The sequence below is a fragment of the Streptodolium elevatio genome, from assembly GCF_040649515.1.
Lineage (GTDB): Bacteria > Actinomycetota > Actinomycetes > Streptomycetales > Streptomycetaceae > Yinghuangia > Yinghuangia elevatio.
The window spans coordinates 1-18,403 of record NZ_JBEZFP010000174.1; the positions used below are offsets into that span (position 1 = coordinate 1).

The following is an 18,403-nucleotide window of genomic DNA, read 5'->3' on the forward strand; positions in this document are numbered from 1 at the left end:
TTGACGGCGAGTTGGGTGTGGTTGACGCCGAGGCGGTAGCGGTGTGCGTCGGCGTACGCGAACAGCCGGCCCTGGAGCATCTTGTCCGGCGAAGGACCGATGCCCGGGACGAAGTTGTTCGGCGAGAACGCGGCCTGCTCGACCTCGGCGAAGACGTTCTCCGGGTTGCGGTTGAGCACCAGGCGGCCGACCTTGATCAGCGGGTAGTCGGCGTGCGGCCACACCTTGGTCAGGTCGAACGGGTTGAAGCGGTAGTTCGCCGCCTCGGCCACCGGCATGACCTGCACGTGCAGCGTCCACGACGGGAACACCCCGCGCTCGATCGCCTGGTGCAGGTCACGCTGGTGTGAGTCGGCGTCGCCGCCCGCGAGTTCGGCCGCCTGCTCGTTGGTGAGGGAGCGCACGCCCTGGTTCGTCTTGAAGTGGTACTTCACCCAGAACGCCTCGCCGGCCTCGTTGACCCACTGGTAGGTGTGCGAGCCGAAGCCGTTCATGTGGCGGTACGACGCGGGGATCCCACGGTCGCCGAACAGCCAGGTGATCTGGTGCGTCGCCTCCGGCGAGTGCGACCAGAAGTCCCACACGTTCTCGGCCTCGGTGATGCCGGTGAAAGGGTCGCGCTTCTGCGAGTGGATGAAGTCCGGGAACTTCAGGGGGTCCTTGATGAAGAACACCGGAGTGTTGTTGCCGACCAGATCGTAATTGCCCTGCTCGGTGTAGAACTTCAGGGCGAAGCCGCGCGGGTCGCGCACCGCGTCGGACGCGCCGAGGTTGCCCGCGACCGTGGAGAACCGCAGGAACGTCTCGGTCTTGCGGCCGACTTCGCCGAGGAAGTGCGCCTTGGTGTAGCGCGACACGTCGTCGGTGACCTCGAAGAAGCCGTACGCGCCCGAGCCGCGCGCGTGCACGACGCGCTCCGGGATGCGCTCGCGGTTGAAGCGGGCCAGCTTCTCCAGCAGGTACTGGTCCTGGATCAGGACCGGTCCGCCGATGCCCGCCTGCGCGGAGTTCTGGTTGTCCGCGACCGGGGCGCCGGACTCGGTCGTCAATATCTGGTCGGTCATGGGGTGCTGACTCCCTATCAGGTCACGCGATTCTGCGTTCTGTTCGCGGTGTTCTCGGGCGCGACTGGCGGCGGCCCGCCGGGACAACTCGGTCGCGGGCCGCGCCGGGACGACTCGGTTGCGGGCCGAGTCGGGACGACTCAGTTGCGGGTCGCGCTGGGGCAACCTGGTCGCGGGTCGCTAGGCGTACAACTCGGCTGCCCGGCGTCGCAGTTCGGCGAGGCCTTCCGCGGTGACGCGGCCGAGGAGCCGCAAGCGGGCGACACCGCCGTCCGGGTAGACCTCGATGCGCACGTGGCGGGCGGCCCGCTCGGGCGCCACCCGGAACCGGTGCCGGGTGTCCGGCTGTACGCGCGTCGGCGGCAGCAGCTCCCACCAGCCGGACTCGTCGGCAGGGTCGCCGTCGGTCGCCACGAGGCGGATCCAGCCGGGGGCGTTGCCCTTGTAGTGGTCGGTGTCGATCTCGACGGCCGACAGCAGCGCCGGGCCGGCGAGGCGCAGGCGCACCCAGTCGTGCCCGTCGTCGCGACGGCGCCGGGTCTCCCAGCCCTCGCCCATCACGCGGGAGCGCCCGGGGGCGTTCATGTTGTGCGGCGAGGAGAAGTACCGGTCGCTGGCCGCCTCGGCGACACCCCCGAACTCGGCGGCGAGCAGGTCGAGCGTGAGGCCGTCGAGGTAGTCGGCGTCGGGGACGACCTCGCCGTGCACGCGCAGCCGGGCGACGCCCCCGTCGGGGAAGATGTTGAGGCGTACGTGCGAGAACCGGCGCCGCTCCGCTACGTCGAACCGGTGCGCGGTGTCGCCCTTGAGGGGGCTGCGCGGCACGATCTCGGTCCACTCGACGTCGGCGGCGAGCACCTCGTCCAGCGACGGGTGGCCGGGCAGGTACGCGGCCTCCACCGACGCGAACGGCGGGTAGTTGCCGGTGAAGTGCGCGGTGTCCACGACGACGCCGCTGACGACGCCGGCGGCGCCGAGGCGTACCACCGCCCAGTCGTGGTCGTCGGGGTGGACGTGCGGCTCCTCGGCACTGGCGCCGCGGCGCCGACGGGTCTCCCAGCCGTCCATGATCTGGCCCTTGGGGCCGAACGTGTGCGGTTGGAAGACGGGCGTCTCGGCGAGGAGGAGGTTCTCCTTGTCGGCGAACCACTCGTCGTTGGCGGCGATCACGCCGGCGCCCAGGGGGCGTCCGGCGAGGTTCACCAGATCGGCGAAGTCCGAGGTGGCGTCCACGGACAGGGCAGGCTTGGACTCTTCGGGCATGCGGAACTCCGGTCTCGTGCGGGGGCGCTGACGAAGGTTCAGAAACCGGTGAGCGGGGGCGGCGCGTGGCCGCGGAGGCGGCGTTCGGCGGGGCCGATCACGACGCGTCCCGCTCCAGCAGTTCGCCCGCGGGCGGACCGTCGAGGTCGACCGGCACGCCGCGCAGCCACGTGGTGCGGACCACGCCGGTGAGTTCGCGGCCGGCGTACGGTGTGACCGGGTTGCGGTGGTGCAGCCCCGCCGGGTCGACGACGAACGCGGCCTCGGCGTCGAAGGCGACCAGGTCCGCGTCGCGGCCCGGCGCGATGAGGCCCTTGCGGCGCAGTCCCGCGAACCGCGCGGGACCGGTCGCCATCCAGCCCACGACGTCGGCGAGGCTGTGCCCGCGGCGCCGCGCCTCGGTCCATATGGCCGGAAGTCCCAGTTGCAGGGAGGCGATTCCGCCCCAGGCGAGGGCGAAGTCACCCTCCTCCAGCCGCTTGAGGTCGACGGTGCACGGCGAGTGGTCCGAGACGACCGCGACGAAGTCCCCGCCGCGCAGCCCGTCCCACAGGAGGTCGCGGTTGGACTCGGAGCGGATCGGCGGGCAGCACTTGAAGGCGGTGTCGCCCTCGGGGACCTGCTCGGCGGCGAGCGTGAGGTAGTGCGGGCAGGTCTCGGCGCTCGCCCGGATGCCGTCGGCGCGCGCCTTGGCCAGCAGCGGCAGCACCTCCGCCGAGGACACGTGGAGCACATGGACGCGCGCTCCGGTCTCCCGTGCGGCGTCCAGCAGTTCGGTGACCGCGACGGCCTCCGCGGCGTCCGGGCGCGAGGCGAGGAAGTCGGCGTACGCCCGCCCGGCCCGCTGCGGCGCCGCGTCCAGGACCTCCGGCGCCTCCGCGTGGATGATCGCCAGTGCGTCGAGGCGGGCCAGTTCCGCGAGCGACTCGTCGAGTTGCTCGCGCGTCAGGTGCGGGAACTCGTCGACGCCCGAGGGCGACAGGAAGCTCTTGAAGCCGAACACACCGGCCCGGTACAGCGGTTCCAGGTCGTTGAGGTTGCCGGGCACCGCGCCGCCCCAGAAGCCGACGTCGACGTACACCCGGCCGCGGGCCGAATCCTGCTTGGCGTGCAGCGCGTTGACCGTCGTGGTGGGCGGAATGGAGTTGAGCGGCATGTCGATGAGCGTGGTCACGCCGCCCGCCGCCGCGGCGCGGGTCGCGCTGGGAAAGCCCTCCCACGCGGTACGCCCGGGCTCGTTGATGTGCACGTGGGTGTCGACGAGGCCCGGCAGCAGCGCCAGTTCGCCCAGGTCTTCCACCGGCGAGCCGGTCACCGAGCCGTACGGGGCGACGTCGGTGATCCGCCCGCCCGCGATGACCACGTCGGCGGCGACCTCGCCCGTCGGGGTGACGACGCGCCGGGAGCGCAGCACGCGTGAGGCGCTCCGCGTAGAGGAAGTGGTGGTCACCGGGCGGCCTCCTTGTGCACGACTGCCGTGAGTTCTTTTGCCAGCAGGGCGCCCGCCTCCTCGGCGTAGCGCGCGGCGTCGGCCAGCGCGTCGCCGCCGGAGGCGAGGTCTTCGAGTGCGTACGCCCGGACGATCCCGGCCGTCTGGAGCTGAGTCGGCGTCAGCTCCAGACGGCCGCACACCGCCACGACCGGCACCCCGGCACGGGCGGCGGCCGCGGCGACACCCGCGGGCGCCTTGCCGTGCAGGGTCTGCGGATCGAGGCGGCCTTCCCCGGTGACGACGAGCGCGGCTCCGGCCAGGACCGCGTCGAAACCGAGGAGTTCGAGGAGGAGTTCGATGCCGGGGCGCAGGGTCGCGCCGAGGAACGCCAGGGCGCCGAAGCCCACGCCGCCGGCGGCGCCCGCGCCGGGCAGGTCGGCGACCTCGCGGCGGCCCTCGGCATCGGCGGAAGACGCAGCGGAAGACGCGGTGGCCGGCGCGGCGGAAGACACGGCGGAAGAGGCAGCGGAAGAGGCGGTGGCCGGCGCAGCGGTAGGCGCGGCGACGTCGCGGCGTACGATCTCCGCCCAGCGCGCGAGCCCGGCCTCCAACACCGTCACGTCCTCCGGCCCCGCGCCCTTCTGCGGTCCGTAGACCGCGGCGGCACCCTTGGGTCCGAGCAGCGGGTTGTCCACGTCGGACGCGATGACCACCTCGATGCCGCCGGGGCGGTCGGCGTACCGGCGCAGCAGGTCGGCGGCCTCCACGCGGTCCAGGGAGCGGAGCGCGGCCCCGCCGGGCGGCAGCTCGACGCCGTGCGCGTCGAGCAACCGCCCGCCGAGGGCCTGCACCATGCCGGCGCCGCCGTCGGTGCAGGCGCTCCCTCCGAGACCGAGGACGATGCGACGCGCCCCCACGCGCACCGCCTCGGCGATCAACTGGCCGACGCCGTAGCTGCTCGCGGTCAGCGGCGCCGGCTCTCCGGCGGGGAGCAGGACGAGTCCGGACGCCTCGGCGAGTTCGACCACGGCTGTGGTGCCCCGTACGGCGAAGGACGCGTCCACGGCGCGTCCGGTCGGCCCCGCCACGCGGGTCCGCACCCGGCGGAACCCGGCGGCGACCGCCGCATCGACCGTGCCGTCGCCGCCGTCGGCCACCGGGAGGCGGCGTACGTCGGCGTCCGGCAGGACCCGCAGGATCCCGTCGGCGATGTGTCCGGCGGCTTCGGCCGCGGTGAGCGTGCCCTTGAACTTGTCGGGGGCGACGACGATCGTCGGGGCTGCCACGGCTTGCTCCTTTCCGGATGTCGCAGACGCTATGCGGGTCGGCGGCCGCGGGAAATCGTGTGATCACACGACCGCATGGGACGGACGGGCGGTCCGATTCGGATGGTCGGACATGGATATTCGGGACACTAGGCCACGAAGGGTTGTTCCACCCGGCGGCACGGCCGCGACACCGGATCAGGTGCCGCCGGGTGGGGTCGGTGGGAGGGGGTGCCGCCCGGTCCGGTCGGTGGGACCGGGCAGCACCCCCGGAGACGGGGCCTGGTGGGAAGACGGTCCAGGGTCGGCACCGGGCGGCCCCGCCGGTCTGCGGGCCGAGGAAGTCGGCCGCTGGTGCGGTGGCCGGGCCCGGTGCGCGTGCCCGGACCCGGCCACCGGTCCGGTCAGCCCTGCGGCAGCGGCTCGAACTCGCGGACCGCGTCGATCGCCGGGCCGTGCGGCGTGTTCGCCTCGCGCTCGATCATGATCTCCACGAGCACCGGGCGGGAGGTGGCCTGCGCCTCCTTGCGCGCCCACTCCAGCGACTCGCGGATCTCGCCGGGCTCGAAGACACGGCGGCCGGAGCAGCCGTACGCCTCCATGATCTTGACGTTGTCGGTGCCGTAGTCGTCGTAGTGGATGTCCACCTGGTAGTTCATCTCGTACGGCAGCGACGCCTGGCGGATCAGGCCCAGGTACTCGTTGTTGAGCATGATGATGACGAACGGCACGTTGTACTGCGCCGCCACCGCCAGCTCCTCGACGAGGTACTGGAAGCCGTAGTCGCCGACGATGCCGACGACCTCGGCGTTGGGGTCGCTGTTCTTGAGCGCCTTCTTGACCCCGATCGCCGCCGGGATCTCCCAGCCGAGCGGGCCGGCCTGGCCGCAGATCTGGTAGCGGCGCGGCAGGTACGCCTTCTGGTGCTGGCCGCCCCAGATCTGGTAGAGCCCGATCGCGGTGACGAAGTACGTGTTGGCGTCGAAGACCTCGTTGATCTCCTTGTACGCCCGCGGCGCCTTCACCGGCACGCTGTCGAAGTCCTCGCGGCGCGTCAGCGTCGAGCGCAGTTCCTGGACCCGGGCGACCCACGCACCGGCCTCGCGGCGCAGCCCGCGGTCCCGCGCGACCTCCAGGATCGCCCGGAGGAACAGCCGGGTGTCCGACACGATGCCCAGGTCGGGCTGGAAGACCTTGCCGATCTGGGTCGGTTCGATGTCCACGTGGATGAACTTGCGTTCGCCGCGGTACACGTCCAGCGAGCCGGTGTGCCGGTCGCCGAAGCGCGCGCCGAGGGCGAGCACGAGGTCGGACTCCAGGAACGACGCGTTGCCGTAGCGCTGCGAGGTCTGGATGCCGGTCATGCCGCTGTAGAGCGCGTGGTTCTCGTCGATCGAGCCTTTGCCCATCAGCGTGACCTGCACGGGGATCTGCAACAGCTCGGCCAGCTCGACCAGTTCCTCGTGCGCCTCGCCGATGATGACGCCGCCGCCTGAGAGCAGCAGCGGGCGTTCGGCGGCGAGCAGCATGTCGAGGGCGGCCTCGACGCGCGGCAGGTGCGGGTGCACCTCGGCCACCGGGAGCGGGGCGTCCAACTCGGGGTCCCACAGGATCTTCTGCTGCTGGACGTCCAGCGGCAGGTCGATCAGGACCGGGCCCGGACGGCCCGAGCGGGCGATGCGGAACGCCTCGCGGAAGATCCAGGGGGCCTGCGCGGCCTCCTTGACCTGCACGGCCCACTTGGTGACCGGCTTGGCGATCTCCACGATGTCGACCGCCTGGAACGCCTCCTGGTGCAGTTTGGAGGAGACGGCCTGGCCGGTGATGCAGACGATCGGGATCGAGTCGGCGATCGCGGTGTACAGGCCGGTGATCATGTTGGTACCGGCCGGGCCCGAAGTGCCGATGGCGACACCGACGTTGCCGTTGGTACGCGCCCAACCGTCGGCCATGTGCGTCGCGCCCTCTTCGTGGCGGACGATCAGGTGCTCGATCGTGCCGTCGTCCTCAAGGGCCTTGTACAGCGGCAGGATCGCGGCGCCGGGACATCCGAACGCGGTGTCCACACCCTCCGACTTGAGGACGTGGACGACGGCGTCCATCACGGGCATCAGACGAGGAGCCATCAGTTGCCACCCTTCCCGTTGCTCGAACCACCGTTGTCGGCAAGGCCGTTGAGCCGCTCAAGAGCCAGCAGCAGCCCGCTGTGGTCGAGGTCGCCGCCGCCCTGGGCGCGCAGCGCGGCGACCAGCGTGGTGGCCAGCGCGCCGAACGGCAGCACCAGGCCGAGTTCGCGGGCGGCGTCCGAGACGATGCCCATGTCCTTGTGGTGCAGGTCGATGCGGAAGCCCGGCTTGAACTGGCGGGCGCGCATCGAGTCGCCCTTGCGGGCCATGACGGTGCTGCCGGCCAGGCCGCCACCGAGGACCTTGAGTCCGGCCTCGGTGTCGACACCCGCGCGCTCCAGGAACAGCAGCGCCTCGGCGACGAGTTGGATGTTGCCGGCCACGATGAGCTGGTTGGCGGCCTTGACCGTCTGACCGGCGCCGTACGGGCCGACGTGCACGATCGTCTTGCCGAGCGCCTCGAAAAGCGGCAGCGCCGCCGCGAAGTCCGCCGCCTCGCCGCCGACCATGATGGACAGGACGGCCTCGACCGCCCCCGCCTCGCCGCCGGACACCGGCGCGTCGAGGACCCGAAGTCCCTGCGCGCTCCCGGCCTTTCCGACTGCGATGGAGGTGCTGGGCTTGATGGAGCTCATGTCGATCACGAGGGTGCCGGGGCGCACGTTGTCCAGGACGCCGCCGTCGCCGAACATGACCTCCTCGACCTGCGGGTCGGCCGGGACCATCGTGATGACGGCGTCGGCGTCGCGCACGGCGTCGGCGATCGAGGCGGCGCCCTTGCCGCCCGCCTCGACGAGCTTGTCGATCGGCGGCTGGGTCAGGTTGAAGCCGGTGACGTCGTACCCGGCCTTGACCAGGTTGGCCGCCATCGGCGAGCCCATGATGCCGAGGCCGATGAAGCCTATTTTGCTGATCTTCGGTGCACTCATGCGTTTCCCCTCCCGGAGCGGTTCTCGCGCGGCAGCCAGCCGAAGCTGTCGGCGCTGGGGCCGCCCACGGGCTTGTATTCGAGGCCGATGCGGCCGTCGTAGCCGGCCGCGGCGAGGCGGCCGAACAGGTCGTCGAAGTCGAGTCCGCCGGTGCCGGGCTGTCCGCGCCCGGGGCTGTCGGCGATCTGCACGTGGCCGACGCGGTCCGCGTACGCGGCGATCACGGCCGGCAGGTCCTCGCCCATCGTGGCGAGGTGGTACAGGTCGAGCAGGAAGCGCGTGTTGCCGAGGCCCGTCGCGGCGTTGACCGCGTCGACCACCTCGACGGCGGCCTTCGCGGAGTCGAGCTGGTAGCGCGGGTTCTCCACGGTGTTGACCGCCTCGACCAGCACGACCGCGCCCTCGCGGTGCGCGGCCCGGGCCGCCGACGCCAGGTTCTCCAGCGCGAGTTCGGCCTGTACGGCGGGGTCCAGGCCGTCGACGCGGTTGCCGTACAGCGCGTTCAGCGCGCGGCATCCGACGCGGGCCGCGAACCCGACCGCGACGTCGATGTTGGCGCGGAAGCGGTCGGAGTCGGCGGGCCGCGACAGCAGCCCGCGGTCGCCGCCGGGCATGTCGCCGGCGTCGAAGTTGAGGCCGACCAGCGAGACGCCCGCGTCGGCGAGCGCGCGCTCCAGCGCGTCGAGCTCCGCATCGGCCGGAGTCGGCCCGTCGAACGGCCACCACAGCTCGACCTCGGTGAAGCCGGCCTCGGCTGCGGCCCTCGGCCGCTCCAGCAGGGGCAGCTCGGTGAACAGGATCGAAAGGTTGACATCGAAGCGCGGGAGTCCGGCGCTCACGGTCATCACCTCTTCCACGGATCGAACGGGTGAATTCCACGATGCGGAAGCAAGATTCTGCTTAACGGAATGATGGCACGCGCCTTCAACAGTTTGTCAATCCCGCGGGGTGGGCAATCCTGGATTAGTCGACAGGCACGCCCTAGGGTTCAGGCCGTGCGATTGAAGATGGAGTTCACCACCGAACCGTTCGAAATGCCGGACTTCCCGCCGCATGCCGTCACGGCGCGGCGCATCGTCGACGAAGCGGGGCTGGAGGTCGAGGTCGGGCCGTTCGGCACCAGCGCCGTGGGCGACGCGGAGACCGTGCTCGCGGTCGTCGACCGGCTCTTCCGGGACACCTTCGCGGTCGGCGCCACGCGCATCTCCGTGCAGGTCACGGCGGTTCCGGACGGCACCGCCGAACAGGCGGAGGACATCCGATGACCGAGCCGGCACACCCCCTCGTCGACGCGGTCAAGCCGCTCGTCGACGCGCTCGGTGCGGACTTCGTGGCGACCGGAGAGGCCCGGGCGGAGGACGTCGTCCTGCACTGGGAGGGCGATCCGGTGGTCGCCGTACGCCTTCCGCACCTGGGCGCCGCGCTCGACCGCCTACTGGCCGAAATGGTGCGCCAGTTCGGCGGACCGCTGGCCGAACTCGGCCGCGAGGACAAGCAGCGCGTGGTCCGCGTGCTGGAGGAGCGCGGCGCGTTCACCATCCGGCACGGCGTCGAGTCGGTCGCGGCGGCGCTCGGCGTCAGCCGCTTCACGGTCTACAACTACCTGAACCGCGAGCAGTCCCAGTAGGACCGGGCGCAACGCGCGGGACCCGGCCGGTTGTCGACTGTGCGAACCTCCAAGACCCGGCGTTCGCCCACCCGACTGATCCACTTCAACAAACTGTTGACGGCACGTCACGTGCCGACCTACGGTTCACGCTGAGCGCGGTTCCGATGATCCGGACGCGATGACTCCGTTCCCCGTCCAGGAGGTCCGGCGTGGCCGATCCACCGGAAACCCCATCCGACCAGCACCTTCCCGCACCCGCCGGGGCCGGGCTCGGGCGGCTCAACGCCGCCGGGCCCGGCGACGCGCTGAAGCTCCTCGGTGAGGTGTGCGCCAGCCGCGCGTGGATCGACACGGTCGCGGCCCGGCGCCCGTACCGCGACACCGACGAACTGTTCGCGGCCTCCGACCTCGCGATGGCGGGGCTCACCACCGCCGATCTCGACGAGGCCATGGCCGGACACGCGGTCATCGGCAAGCCCCGTGCGGGCGACGCCACTTCGGAGCGCGAGCAGGCCGGCGTACGCGGCGCGGACGGCGACCTGCTCGCCGAACTCGCGGACGCCAACCGGGAGTACTTCGACCGATTCGGCCACGTGTTCCTCATCTGCGCCACCGGCAAGGGCGCCGCCGAGATGCTCGCCGCACTGCGCGGGCGCCTCGGCAACGACGCGGCCGCCGAGCGGGAGATCGCCCGCGAGGAACTGCGCAAGATCAACCGCATTCGTCTGGAAAAGCTGGTGCTGGCATGACCGCCGTCTCGACCCACATCCTCGACACCAGCGCCGGGGACCCGGCGCCGGACGTCCCCGTCGAACTCGCCGTCCGCGCCGAGGACGGCGCCTGGCGGGTGCTCGGCACGTCGCGGACCGACTCCGACGGCCGCTGCCCCGACCTTCCCCAGGTGTCCCCCGACGACCCCGCGGCCTCCGCCACGGTCCGGCTGCGCTTCGACGTCGCCGCGTACCGTGCCGCCCGCGGCGAGGACGCCTTCTTCCCCGAGGTCCAGGTGGTGTTCACCACCGACCCGGCGCGCCCCCACTATCACGTCCCGCTGCTGCTCAACCCGTACGGATACTCCGTTTACCGAGGGAGCTAGACCGATGCCGATGGTGCTAGGCCAGAACCAGTACGGAAAGGCGGAGAACCGGATCGTCCGGGTTCGCCGCGACGGCACTCGGCACGAGGTCAAGGACCTCAACGTGAGCGTCGCCCTGTCCGGCGACCTCGCCGACACGCACCTGACCGGCGGCAACGCCGCGGTGCTGCCGACCGACACCACCAAGAACACCGTCTACGCCTTCGCGCAGGAGCACGGCATCACGTCCGCGGAGGACTTCGCGGTGCTGCTCGCCCGGCACTTCGTGGACTCGCAGCCCACCATCCACCGCGCGCGCATCCGCGTCGAGGAGTACGGCTGGAACCGCATCACCACCGCCGACTCCCGCAACCGCTTCATCGGCGCCGACGAGGTGCGGCACTCCTTCGTCCGCGACGGCGGCGAGGTACGCACCACCGAAGTCGGCTACGACGGCGAGCGGTTCCAGATCATCTCCGGCCTCACCGGCCTGGTGGTCATGAACACCACCGCCTCCGAGTTCTGGGGCTACATCAAGGACCGCTACACCACGCTCAAGGAGGCGTACGACCGCATCCTCGCCACCGAGGTCAACGCGCGCTGGCGCTTCTCGTGGAGCGGCGACGAGCTCGCCCCGGTCAACTTCGAGCGCTCCTACGCACAGGTCAAGCGGCACCTGCTCGAGTCGTTCGCGGAGACCTACTCCTACTCGCTCCAGCAGACGCTGTTCGCGATGGGCAACCGGGTGCTCAACAACCGCCCGGAGATCGACGAGATCCGGCTGTCGCTGCCCAACAAGCACCACTTTTTGGTGGACCTGGAGCCGTTCGGGCAGAAGAACGACAACGAGGTCTACTTCGCCGCGGACCGGCCGTACGGCCTGATCGAAGGCACCGTGCACCGCGAGGGCGTCGAACCGGTCATCCCCGTCGACTGAGAGGCGGACGCGTCGTGAGCACCGAACCCGCGCAGCGCATCGTCATCGAGAACGCCGTCATCGCGACCGTCGACGCCGACGACACCGAGTACACCTCGGGCCACGTCGTCGTCGCCGGCAACCGCATCGAGTCGGTGGGGGCGGGAGCCGCGCCCGAAGTCGCAGGTACGGTACGCCGCGTCGACGCCTCCGGCCACCTGGTCACCCCCGGGCTCGTCAACACGCACCACCACTTCTACCAGTGGATCACGCGGGGCCTGGCGCAGAACTCGATCCTGTTCGACTGGCTCGTCGAGCTGTACCCGACGTGGGCGAAGATCGACGACGAACTGTGCCACGCCGCCGCGCAGGGGTCGGCGGCCGCGCTGCTCAAGTCGGGCTGCACGACCGCGACGGACCACGCGTACGTCTTCCCGCGCGACGCCGGGGACATCCTCGGCGCCGAGATCGCCGCGGTCGCCGAGCTGGGCATGCGCTTCCAGCCCACGCGCGGGTCGATGGACCGCAGCCGCAAGGACGGCGGGCTCCCGCCGGACAACGCGGTCGAGGACACCGACGAGGCCCTCGCCGCCACCGAGGCGGCCATCGACCGGTGGCACGACCCGTCGTTCGACTCGATGCTGCGCATCACCGCGGCGCCCTGCTCGCCGTTCTCGGTGTCGACCGAACTCATGCGCGAGGCAGCGGTGTTGGCCCGGCGCAAGGGCGTACGCCTGCACACCCACGGCTCGGAGACGGTCGAAGAGGAGAAGTTCTGCAAGGAGTTGTTCGGCATGGGGCCGACCGACTACTTCGAGTCGGTCGGCTGGCTCGGCGACGACGTGTGGATGGCCCACTCGGTGCACATGAACGACTCCGACGTGGCCAAGTTCGCCGAGACCGGCACGGGCGTCGCGACGTGCCCGTCGTCGAACGCCCGCTTGGCGGCCGGGGTGGCCCGCGTACCCGACCTGCTGCGCGCCGGAGTGCCGGTCGGGCTCGGCGTGGACGGCACGGCGTCCAACGAGTCCGGCGAACTCGGCACGGAGCTGCGGAACTTGCTGCTGTTCAACCGCGTCAAGTGGGGCGCGGACGCGCTGACCGCGAGGCAGGCCCTGCGGGTCGGCACGATCGGCGGCGCGCGCGTACTCGGCCGCGAAGCGGAGATCGGCAGCATCGAGCCCGGCAAGCTGGCCGACCTCGCACTGTGGAAGATGGACGGCGTCCTGCACGCCGGCATCGCCGACAAGGTCGCGGCGCTGGTCCTGGGCGCCGCCGCCCCGCTCTCGCTGCTGCTGGTCAACGGCGTCCCGGTGGTCGAGGACGGCCGGCTCACGCGGGTCGACGAGGACACCATCGCCCGCAACGTCGAGGCCGCCTCAGCGACGCTGGCCCGCCGCGCGGGACTGGCCTGAACCCGCAGGCGACATAGCCGACGGCCCTGCCGGAGCGACCAAGCTCCGACAGGGCCGTCGCCGCGCATGCGCACGGCACACCAGAGAATCTGAGTACGCGCACTCATGTACGGCGCGCACACGCTCGGAAACATGGCGCTACGCAGACGTTCGTCGCCGCCCGCCGCAAGAGGGTTCTCCCTCCGAACTCCCCATCGGAGCAAGAGAACCGGCGGACGGCGAAATCCGCCCGGATGCTCGCGCCCCTTTTCCCGTGCCGTGAGAGGAGTGCCCGAAGCGATGGTGCCTTCCGAGTCCCCGCCGCGCTTCCGCGACGACCTGTCCACGATCTACGACTTCATGGACGAGATCCTGATCCGCTGCCCCAAGTGCGAGGCGCTGGCGCGCGTGGTGGCGTACCCGCGCCGCGAAGTGCTGTCGCCGTTCCAGTCGCGACGCCTGGTCTGCGCCGACTGCGGCCACACCCGCGACAAAGACTCCGGCGTCTACTCGATGCCGAACTCGCAGGCCACGCACATGTACGACCCGTACTTCTACCTGCCGCTGTGGTTGCAGACCAGCACGCGGCACGGCCTGCTGTGGGCCTACAACCTCAACCACCTGGCGCTGATCCGGCGTTACGTGGCCGCCGAACTGCGCGAGGACGCGTGGACCGAGGAGGGCATCCGCATGACGCTGGTCTCCCGGCTGCCCGCGTGGATCACCGCGTCGGGCAACCGCGCCGAGGTGCTGCGCCTGATCGCCCGCCTGGAGACGACCGTCGCGGGCGGCTGACAGACGCCGCGGCCGTCCACCACCAACCCGGCCGCGGAACGCAAGACGCCGGTGTCCCGCACTCCTCCCCGAGTGCGGGACACCGGTGTTCGCGGTCCGGGCCGCGGCAGCGGTGGCGGCTGCCGTGGAAGCAGTGGCAGCCGTGGCAGCAGTGGCGGTCCGTGGCAGCAGTGACAGCCGTGGCGGCCGTGGCGGCCGTGGCGGCCGTGGCGGCCGTGGCGGCCGTGGCGGCCGCCGGAGGGTCAGCTCTCCCGGCCCAGGGTCTTCAGGTAGTTGCGCCAGCCGCCGAACTCGGTGATCTCCTTGTGCTTCCCGGTCTCCAGCTCGCCGACCCGCAGGACCATCGAGAACGACGCGGAGCCGTCCTCCAGCTTGATGATGCCGAACTCCAGCTCGGCCGGCTCGGTGGGCAGGAGTTCGTCGCGCAGCACCTCTTCGGGGACCTCGTACACCTCGCCCTCGATCTGGGTGTCCACGCTCGGATCGGGGAGCAGACCGGGGCAGCGGTCGCCGATCGAGAAGAAGCGGTGGCCGGGGGCGGTGCGGGTCTTCATGACCAGCGGCGCGCCCTTGAGGTGGTGGTGGAAGGGGCCGCCTTCCATCGCCTGGCCGTTGAGGAACATGCGAGCCATGCGGACTCCTGGGTTCTGGTGCGGATCCAACGGGAGGTCGGAAGATCCGGACGGGTCGGAAGAGTTCGAAGGAGGGTGCGGAACGACCGGGGGCGTCTCGACGGGACGCGCCCCCGCGACCGTCGGGACCCCGCCCGGTCGTTCCGCGTTCGTGGTGCCCGGCGCGCCTCAGTCGAGGAGGGCGTAGCCGGGCAGGGTGAGGAAGTCGGGGAAGTCGTCGGCGAGGGCGACCTGCAGGAACAGGTCGCGGGCCGCCGTCCAGCGGCCGGCCTCGAAGGCCGTGTCGCCCAACTCCTCCCGCAGGTGCCCGAGTTCCTCGGTGAGGTGGCGGCGCACCAGCTCGGCGGTGACCTTCTCGCCGGTGTCCGCGAGCACCACGCCGTTGTTGACCCACTGCCACACCTGCGAGCGGGAGATCTCGGCGGTCGCGACGTCCTCCATGAGGCCGAAGACCCCGACCGCGCCGTGGCCGCGCAGCCACGCCTCCAGGTAGCGCAGGCCGACGCCGACCGCGTTGTGCAGGCCGACCGAGGTCGTCCCGCCGCCCGCCAAGGCGACGTCGAGGAGCTGGTCCGCGGTCACCTCGACCTCGTCGCGCAGCCGGTCGAGCTGGGCCGGGCGGTCGCCGAGCACCGCGTCGAACGCCTCGCGGCAGACCGGCACCAGGTCCGGGTGCGCGACCCACGACCCGTCGAAGCCGTCGCCGGCCTCGCGGTCCTTGTCGTCCCGGACCTTCGCCAACGCGGCGGCGTTGGCGGCGGCGTCGCGCCGCGACGGGATGACGGCCGACATACCGCCTATGGCGTACGCGCCGCGCCGGTGGCAGGTCTTGACGAGCAGTTCGGTGTACGCCCGCATGAACGGCGCCGTCATCGTCACCGAGTTGCGGTCCGGCAGGACGAACGCCTCGCCCGCGTCCCGGAAGTTCTTCACGATGGAGAACAGGTAGTCCCACCGCCCGGCGTTCAAGCCCGAGGCGTGGTCCCGCAGTTCGTACAGGATCTCGTCCATCTCGAACGCCGCGGTGATGGTCTCGATGAGCACCGTCGCGCGGATCGTGCCGCGCGGGATGCCGAGCACGTCCTGCGCGTGGTTGAACACGTCGTTCCACAGCCGCGCCTCGAGGTGGCTCTCGGTCTTCGGCAGGTAGAAGTACGGGCCGGAGCCGCGCGCGAGCAGGCGTACCGCGTTGTGGAAGAAGTACAGGCCGAAGTCGAACAGCGCACCCGCGACCGGGGTCCCGTCGACCAGCACGTGGCGCTCGTCGAGGTGCCAGCCGCGCGGCCGCATGACTACGGTGGCCAGCTCGTCGTCCGGCTTGAGGGTGTACGACTTGCCCTCGGCGGTCGTGAAGTCCACCCGCCGCTCGTACGCGTCGACCAGGTTGCGCTGGTGCGCGACGACGTTGTGCCAGGTCGGCGCGGAGGCGTCCTCGAAGTCCGCGAGCCACACCTTGGCCCCGGAATTGAGGGCGTTGATGGTCATCTTGCGGTCCGCAGGACCGGTGATCTCCACCCGCCGGTCGCGCAGCTTGGGCGGCGCGGCGGCCACCCGCCACTCGGACTCGCGGACGCCACGGGTCTCGGGCAGGAAGTCCAGGCGGCCGGTCCGGGCGATCTCGGCGCGCTTCTCCTGCCGCTTGGCGAGGAGTTCGGCGCGGCGGCCGCCGAAGCGGCGCTGCAGGTCCGCGACGAAGCGCAGCGCCTCGGTGGTCAGGATCTCCTCCCCGCGCGGCACGGGGCCGCCGGTCACGGTGACGACCGGTGCGGTCATGTGACACTCCTCTGTTCTCCACTGGGCGGAAAGGACGGTGCCGGTCCGGATGGCCGACCGAGGGGACGGAACCCGGTCGGCGGCGGGCCGCGACGAATCGATGGTGACCCGGATCGCGGCTCAGGCACAGGCGGCGCGCACGGCGCCGGCCACCGCGCCCGCCACTTCGGGATCGAACACACTCGGCACGATGAAACCCGCGTTGAGCTGTTCGGGTGCCACCCGGTCGGCGATCGCGCCGGCCGCGGCGCGCAGCATGTCGTCGGTGACGGCCGAGGCTCCCGCGTCCAGCAGGCCGCGGAAGATGCCCGGGAAGGCCAGCACGTTGTTGATCTGGTTGGGCAGGTCGCTACGCCCGGTGGCGACCACGGCGGCATGCCGGGCGGCCGCGGCGGGGTCGACCTCGGGGTCGGGGTTGGACAGTGCGAAGACGACCGCCCGTTCGGCCATCGCGGCGATGTCGGAGCCGGTCAGGAGGTTGGGGGCGGAGACGCCGATGAACACGTCGGCGCCGACCACGGCCTGCGCGAGGGTCCCGAAGAACCCTTCGGAGTTGGTGTTGTCGGCCACCCACTGCCGGTCCGCGTCCAGGCCCTCCTGCAAGCGGTGCACGGCGCCGTTGCGGCCGCACGCGATGATCTCGCGGGGGCCGAGCGGCAGCAGCAGCCGGATGATCGCATTGCCGGCCGCGCCGACGCCGGACAGGACGATGCGGCAGTCGCGGATGTCCTTGCCGACGACCTTGAGCGCGTTGTGCAGCGCGGCGAGGACGACGACGGCAGTGCCGTGCTGGTCGTCGTGGAAAACCGGGATGTCGAGGCGTTCGCGCAGGCGCCGCTCGATCTCGAAGCAGCGCGGTGCGGAGATGTCCTCCAGGTTGACCCCGCCGTACACCGGCGCCAGCAGCTCGACGGTGCGGACGATCTCGTCGACGTCCTGGCTGTCGACGCACACCGGCCACGCGTCCACGCCCGCGAACTGCTTGAAGAGGGCGGCTTTGCCCTCCATCACGGGCAGTGCGGCGGCGGGACCGATGTCGCCGAGGCCGAGCACCGCCGAGCCGTCGGTCACCACGGCGACGGTGTTGCGCTTGACCGTCAGGCGGCGCGCGTCCTCCGGGTTCTCGGCGATCGCGGTGCACACGCGGGCGACGCCGGGGGTGTACGCGCGGGACAGGTCGTCGCGGTGCCGCAGCTGCACCTTGGGGACGACCTCCAGCTTGCCGCCGAGGTGCATCAGGAACGTACGGTCGCTGACCTTGTGCACGGTGACGCCCGGGACGTCGCCGAGCGCCTTGGCGACCGCGTCGGCGTGCGGGCCGTCGACGGTGTCGCAGGTCAGGTCCACCATGATGCGGTCGGGCCCCGAGTCGACCACGTCGAGGGCGGTGAGCACCGCGCCGGCCTCGCCGACACGTGTCGTGAGCAGGCCCGCGACGCCGATCGAGACGGGCGCCTCGACGCGCAGGGTGATGGAGCAGCCAGGGCTTGGGGCCGACATCGGTGTCCTCGTTCCTCGTTCCCGGTCGCGGCGAGTTCTGTAGAGTGGAGATTAGTTTCTGACATACGGAATTTCAACAAGTTGTTGAGAAGTCCTCGGGTTGCATCGGGTTACGTCGGGTTGCATCGGGCCACATCCGGACGAGGACGCGGCACCGGCATGTGGAGGAGTCAGGATGGCCGAGCGGGCACCCGGGGGCGTGCAGTCCCTGGAACGGGCATTCGACCTGCTCGAGGTCCTCGCCGACGCGGGCGGCGTACTGGGCCTGAGCGACCTCGCGGCCCGGTCCGGCCTGCCGATGCCGACCATCCACCGGTTGGTGCGGACCCTGGTGCGCCTGGGCTACCTGCGTCAGGACGCCTCGCGCCGCTACACCCTCGGACCGCGGCTGATCCGGCTCGGCGAGACCGCCGGGCGCCTGCTCGGCTCGTGGGCCCGGCCGTACCTCGCCGAACTGATGGAGTCCACCGGCGAGACCGCGAACCTCGCGGTGCTGGAGTCCGGCGAGGTCGTGTACGTCGGCCAGGTGCCGTCCCGGCACTCGATGCGGATGTTCACCGAGGTCGGGCGGCGCGTCCAGCCGCACTGCACGGCCGTCGGCAAGGCCCTGCTCGCGCAACTCCCCGAGGA

At 71.4% G+C, this 18,403-nt stretch carries 18 protein-coding genes; 8 read left to right on the forward strand and 10 right to left on the reverse strand.

Going from position 1 to position 18,403, the window contains the following annotated elements; genetic code table 11:
• The 7 genes from AB0C36_RS38725 to AB0C36_RS38755 form a co-directional block, all read right to left on the reverse strand.
• On the reverse strand, window positions 1-1,064 hold a 1,064-nt coding region (locus AB0C36_RS38725; RefSeq protein WP_358363511.1), incomplete at its 3' end, for a catalase.
• Between the two features lie 180 nt (window positions 1,065-1,244).
• A complete protein-coding gene (gene alc, locus AB0C36_RS38730) occupies window positions 1,245-2,327 on the reverse strand; it encodes an allantoicase (protein ID WP_358363513.1) in 1,083 nt (360 codons plus the stop codon).
• A 97-nt stretch (window positions 2,328-2,424) separates the two neighbouring features.
• Window positions 2,425-3,777 carry an allantoinase AllB gene (gene allB, locus AB0C36_RS38735; protein WP_358363515.1) on the reverse strand — a complete coding sequence of 451 codons (1,353 nt, stop codon included), beginning with the start codon at window positions 3,775-3,777 and terminating at the stop codon, window positions 2,425-2,427.
• A complete protein-coding gene (locus tag AB0C36_RS38740; protein WP_358363517.1) occupies window positions 3,774-5,045 on the reverse strand; it encodes a glycerate kinase in 1,272 nt (423 codons plus the stop codon). Before AB0C36_RS38740 ends, allB begins: the two co-directional genes overlap by 4 nt.
• Before the next feature lie 383 nt (window positions 5,046-5,428).
• Window positions 5,429-7,150: a glyoxylate carboligase gene (gene gcl / locus AB0C36_RS38745; protein ID WP_358363519.1), complete on the reverse strand. Its 1,722-nt coding sequence runs from the start codon at window positions 7,148-7,150 to the stop codon at window positions 5,429-5,431.
• Window positions 7,150-8,079 carry a 2-hydroxy-3-oxopropionate reductase gene (locus tag AB0C36_RS38750; protein ID WP_358363520.1) on the reverse strand — a complete coding sequence of 310 codons (930 nt, stop codon included), beginning with the start codon at window positions 8,077-8,079 and terminating at the stop codon, window positions 7,150-7,152. Before AB0C36_RS38750 ends, gcl begins: the two co-directional genes overlap by 1 nt.
• Window positions 8,076-8,924 carry a hydroxypyruvate isomerase family protein gene (locus AB0C36_RS38755; protein WP_358363521.1) on the reverse strand — a complete coding sequence of 283 codons (849 nt, stop codon included), beginning with the start codon at window positions 8,922-8,924 and terminating at the stop codon, window positions 8,076-8,078. Before AB0C36_RS38755 ends, AB0C36_RS38750 begins: the two co-directional genes overlap by 4 nt.
• Window positions 8,925-9,074: 150 nt before the next feature.
• On the opposite strand from AB0C36_RS38755, the gene AB0C36_RS38760 reads away from it, so the two are divergent.
• The 7 genes from AB0C36_RS38760 (at window position 9,075) to AB0C36_RS38790 (ending at window position 13,868) form a co-directional block, all read left to right on the forward strand.
• A complete protein-coding gene (locus AB0C36_RS38760) occupies window positions 9,075-9,344 on the forward strand; it encodes a thiamine-binding protein (protein ID WP_358363522.1) in 270 nt (89 codons plus the stop codon).
• A complete protein-coding gene (locus AB0C36_RS38765) occupies window positions 9,341-9,706 on the forward strand; it encodes a helix-turn-helix domain-containing protein (protein WP_358363524.1) in 366 nt (121 codons plus the stop codon). Before AB0C36_RS38760 ends, AB0C36_RS38765 begins: the two co-directional genes overlap by 4 nt.
• Window positions 9,707-9,897: 191 nt before the next feature.
• Window positions 9,898-10,437, forward strand: a complete 540-nt coding sequence (uraD, locus tag AB0C36_RS38770; protein WP_358363526.1) for a 2-oxo-4-hydroxy-4-carboxy-5-ureidoimidazoline decarboxylase — start codon at window positions 9,898-9,900, stop codon at window positions 10,435-10,437.
• Window positions 10,434-10,784, forward strand: coding sequence for a hydroxyisourate hydrolase (gene uraH / locus AB0C36_RS38775; RefSeq protein ID WP_358363527.1), 351 nt, complete (start codon window positions 10,434-10,436; stop codon window positions 10,782-10,784). The genes uraD and uraH overlap by 4 nt, the downstream gene beginning before the upstream one ends.
• A 4-nt stretch (window positions 10,785-10,788) precedes the next feature.
• Complete coding sequence (gene pucL, locus AB0C36_RS38780) at window positions 10,789-11,700, forward strand: factor-independent urate hydroxylase (RefSeq protein WP_358363528.1); 912 nt, start codon at window positions 10,789-10,791, stop codon at window positions 11,698-11,700.
• 14 nt (window positions 11,701-11,714) lie between these two features.
• Window positions 11,715-13,094 (forward strand): 8-oxoguanine deaminase, encoded by a 1,380-nt coding sequence (locus AB0C36_RS38785; RefSeq protein ID WP_358363529.1) that lies wholly within the window; start codon window positions 11,715-11,717, stop codon window positions 13,092-13,094.
• Between the two features lie 279 nt (window positions 13,095-13,373).
• On the forward strand, window positions 13,374-13,868 hold the full coding sequence (locus tag AB0C36_RS38790) for a hypothetical protein (protein ID WP_358363531.1): 495 nt from the start codon (window positions 13,374-13,376) through the stop codon (window positions 13,866-13,868).
• 242 nt (window positions 13,869-14,110) lie between these two features.
• Here AB0C36_RS38790 and AB0C36_RS38795 read toward each other — a convergent pair whose 3' ends face one another.
• From AB0C36_RS38795 to AB0C36_RS38805, 3 genes are all read right to left on the reverse strand, one after another.
• Window positions 14,111-14,500 (reverse strand): allophanate hydrolase-related protein, encoded by a 390-nt coding sequence (locus AB0C36_RS38795; protein ID WP_358363533.1) that lies wholly within the window; start codon window positions 14,498-14,500, stop codon window positions 14,111-14,113.
• A gap of 168 nt (window positions 14,501-14,668) precedes the next feature.
• Complete coding sequence (gene aceB / locus AB0C36_RS38800; RefSeq protein WP_358363535.1) at window positions 14,669-16,273, reverse strand: malate synthase A; 1,605 nt, start codon at window positions 16,271-16,273, stop codon at window positions 14,669-14,671.
• Between the two features lie 120 nt (window positions 16,274-16,393).
• On the reverse strand, window positions 16,394-17,773 hold the full coding sequence (locus AB0C36_RS38805; protein ID WP_358363537.1) for an NAD-dependent malic enzyme: 1,380 nt from the start codon (window positions 17,771-17,773) through the stop codon (window positions 16,394-16,396).
• 175 nt (window positions 17,774-17,948) lie between these two features.
• Between AB0C36_RS38805 and AB0C36_RS38810 the strand changes: the two genes are divergently transcribed.
• The coding region (locus tag AB0C36_RS38810; protein WP_358363538.1) for an IclR family transcriptional regulator at window positions 17,949-18,403 on the forward strand (455 nt) is incomplete at its 3' end.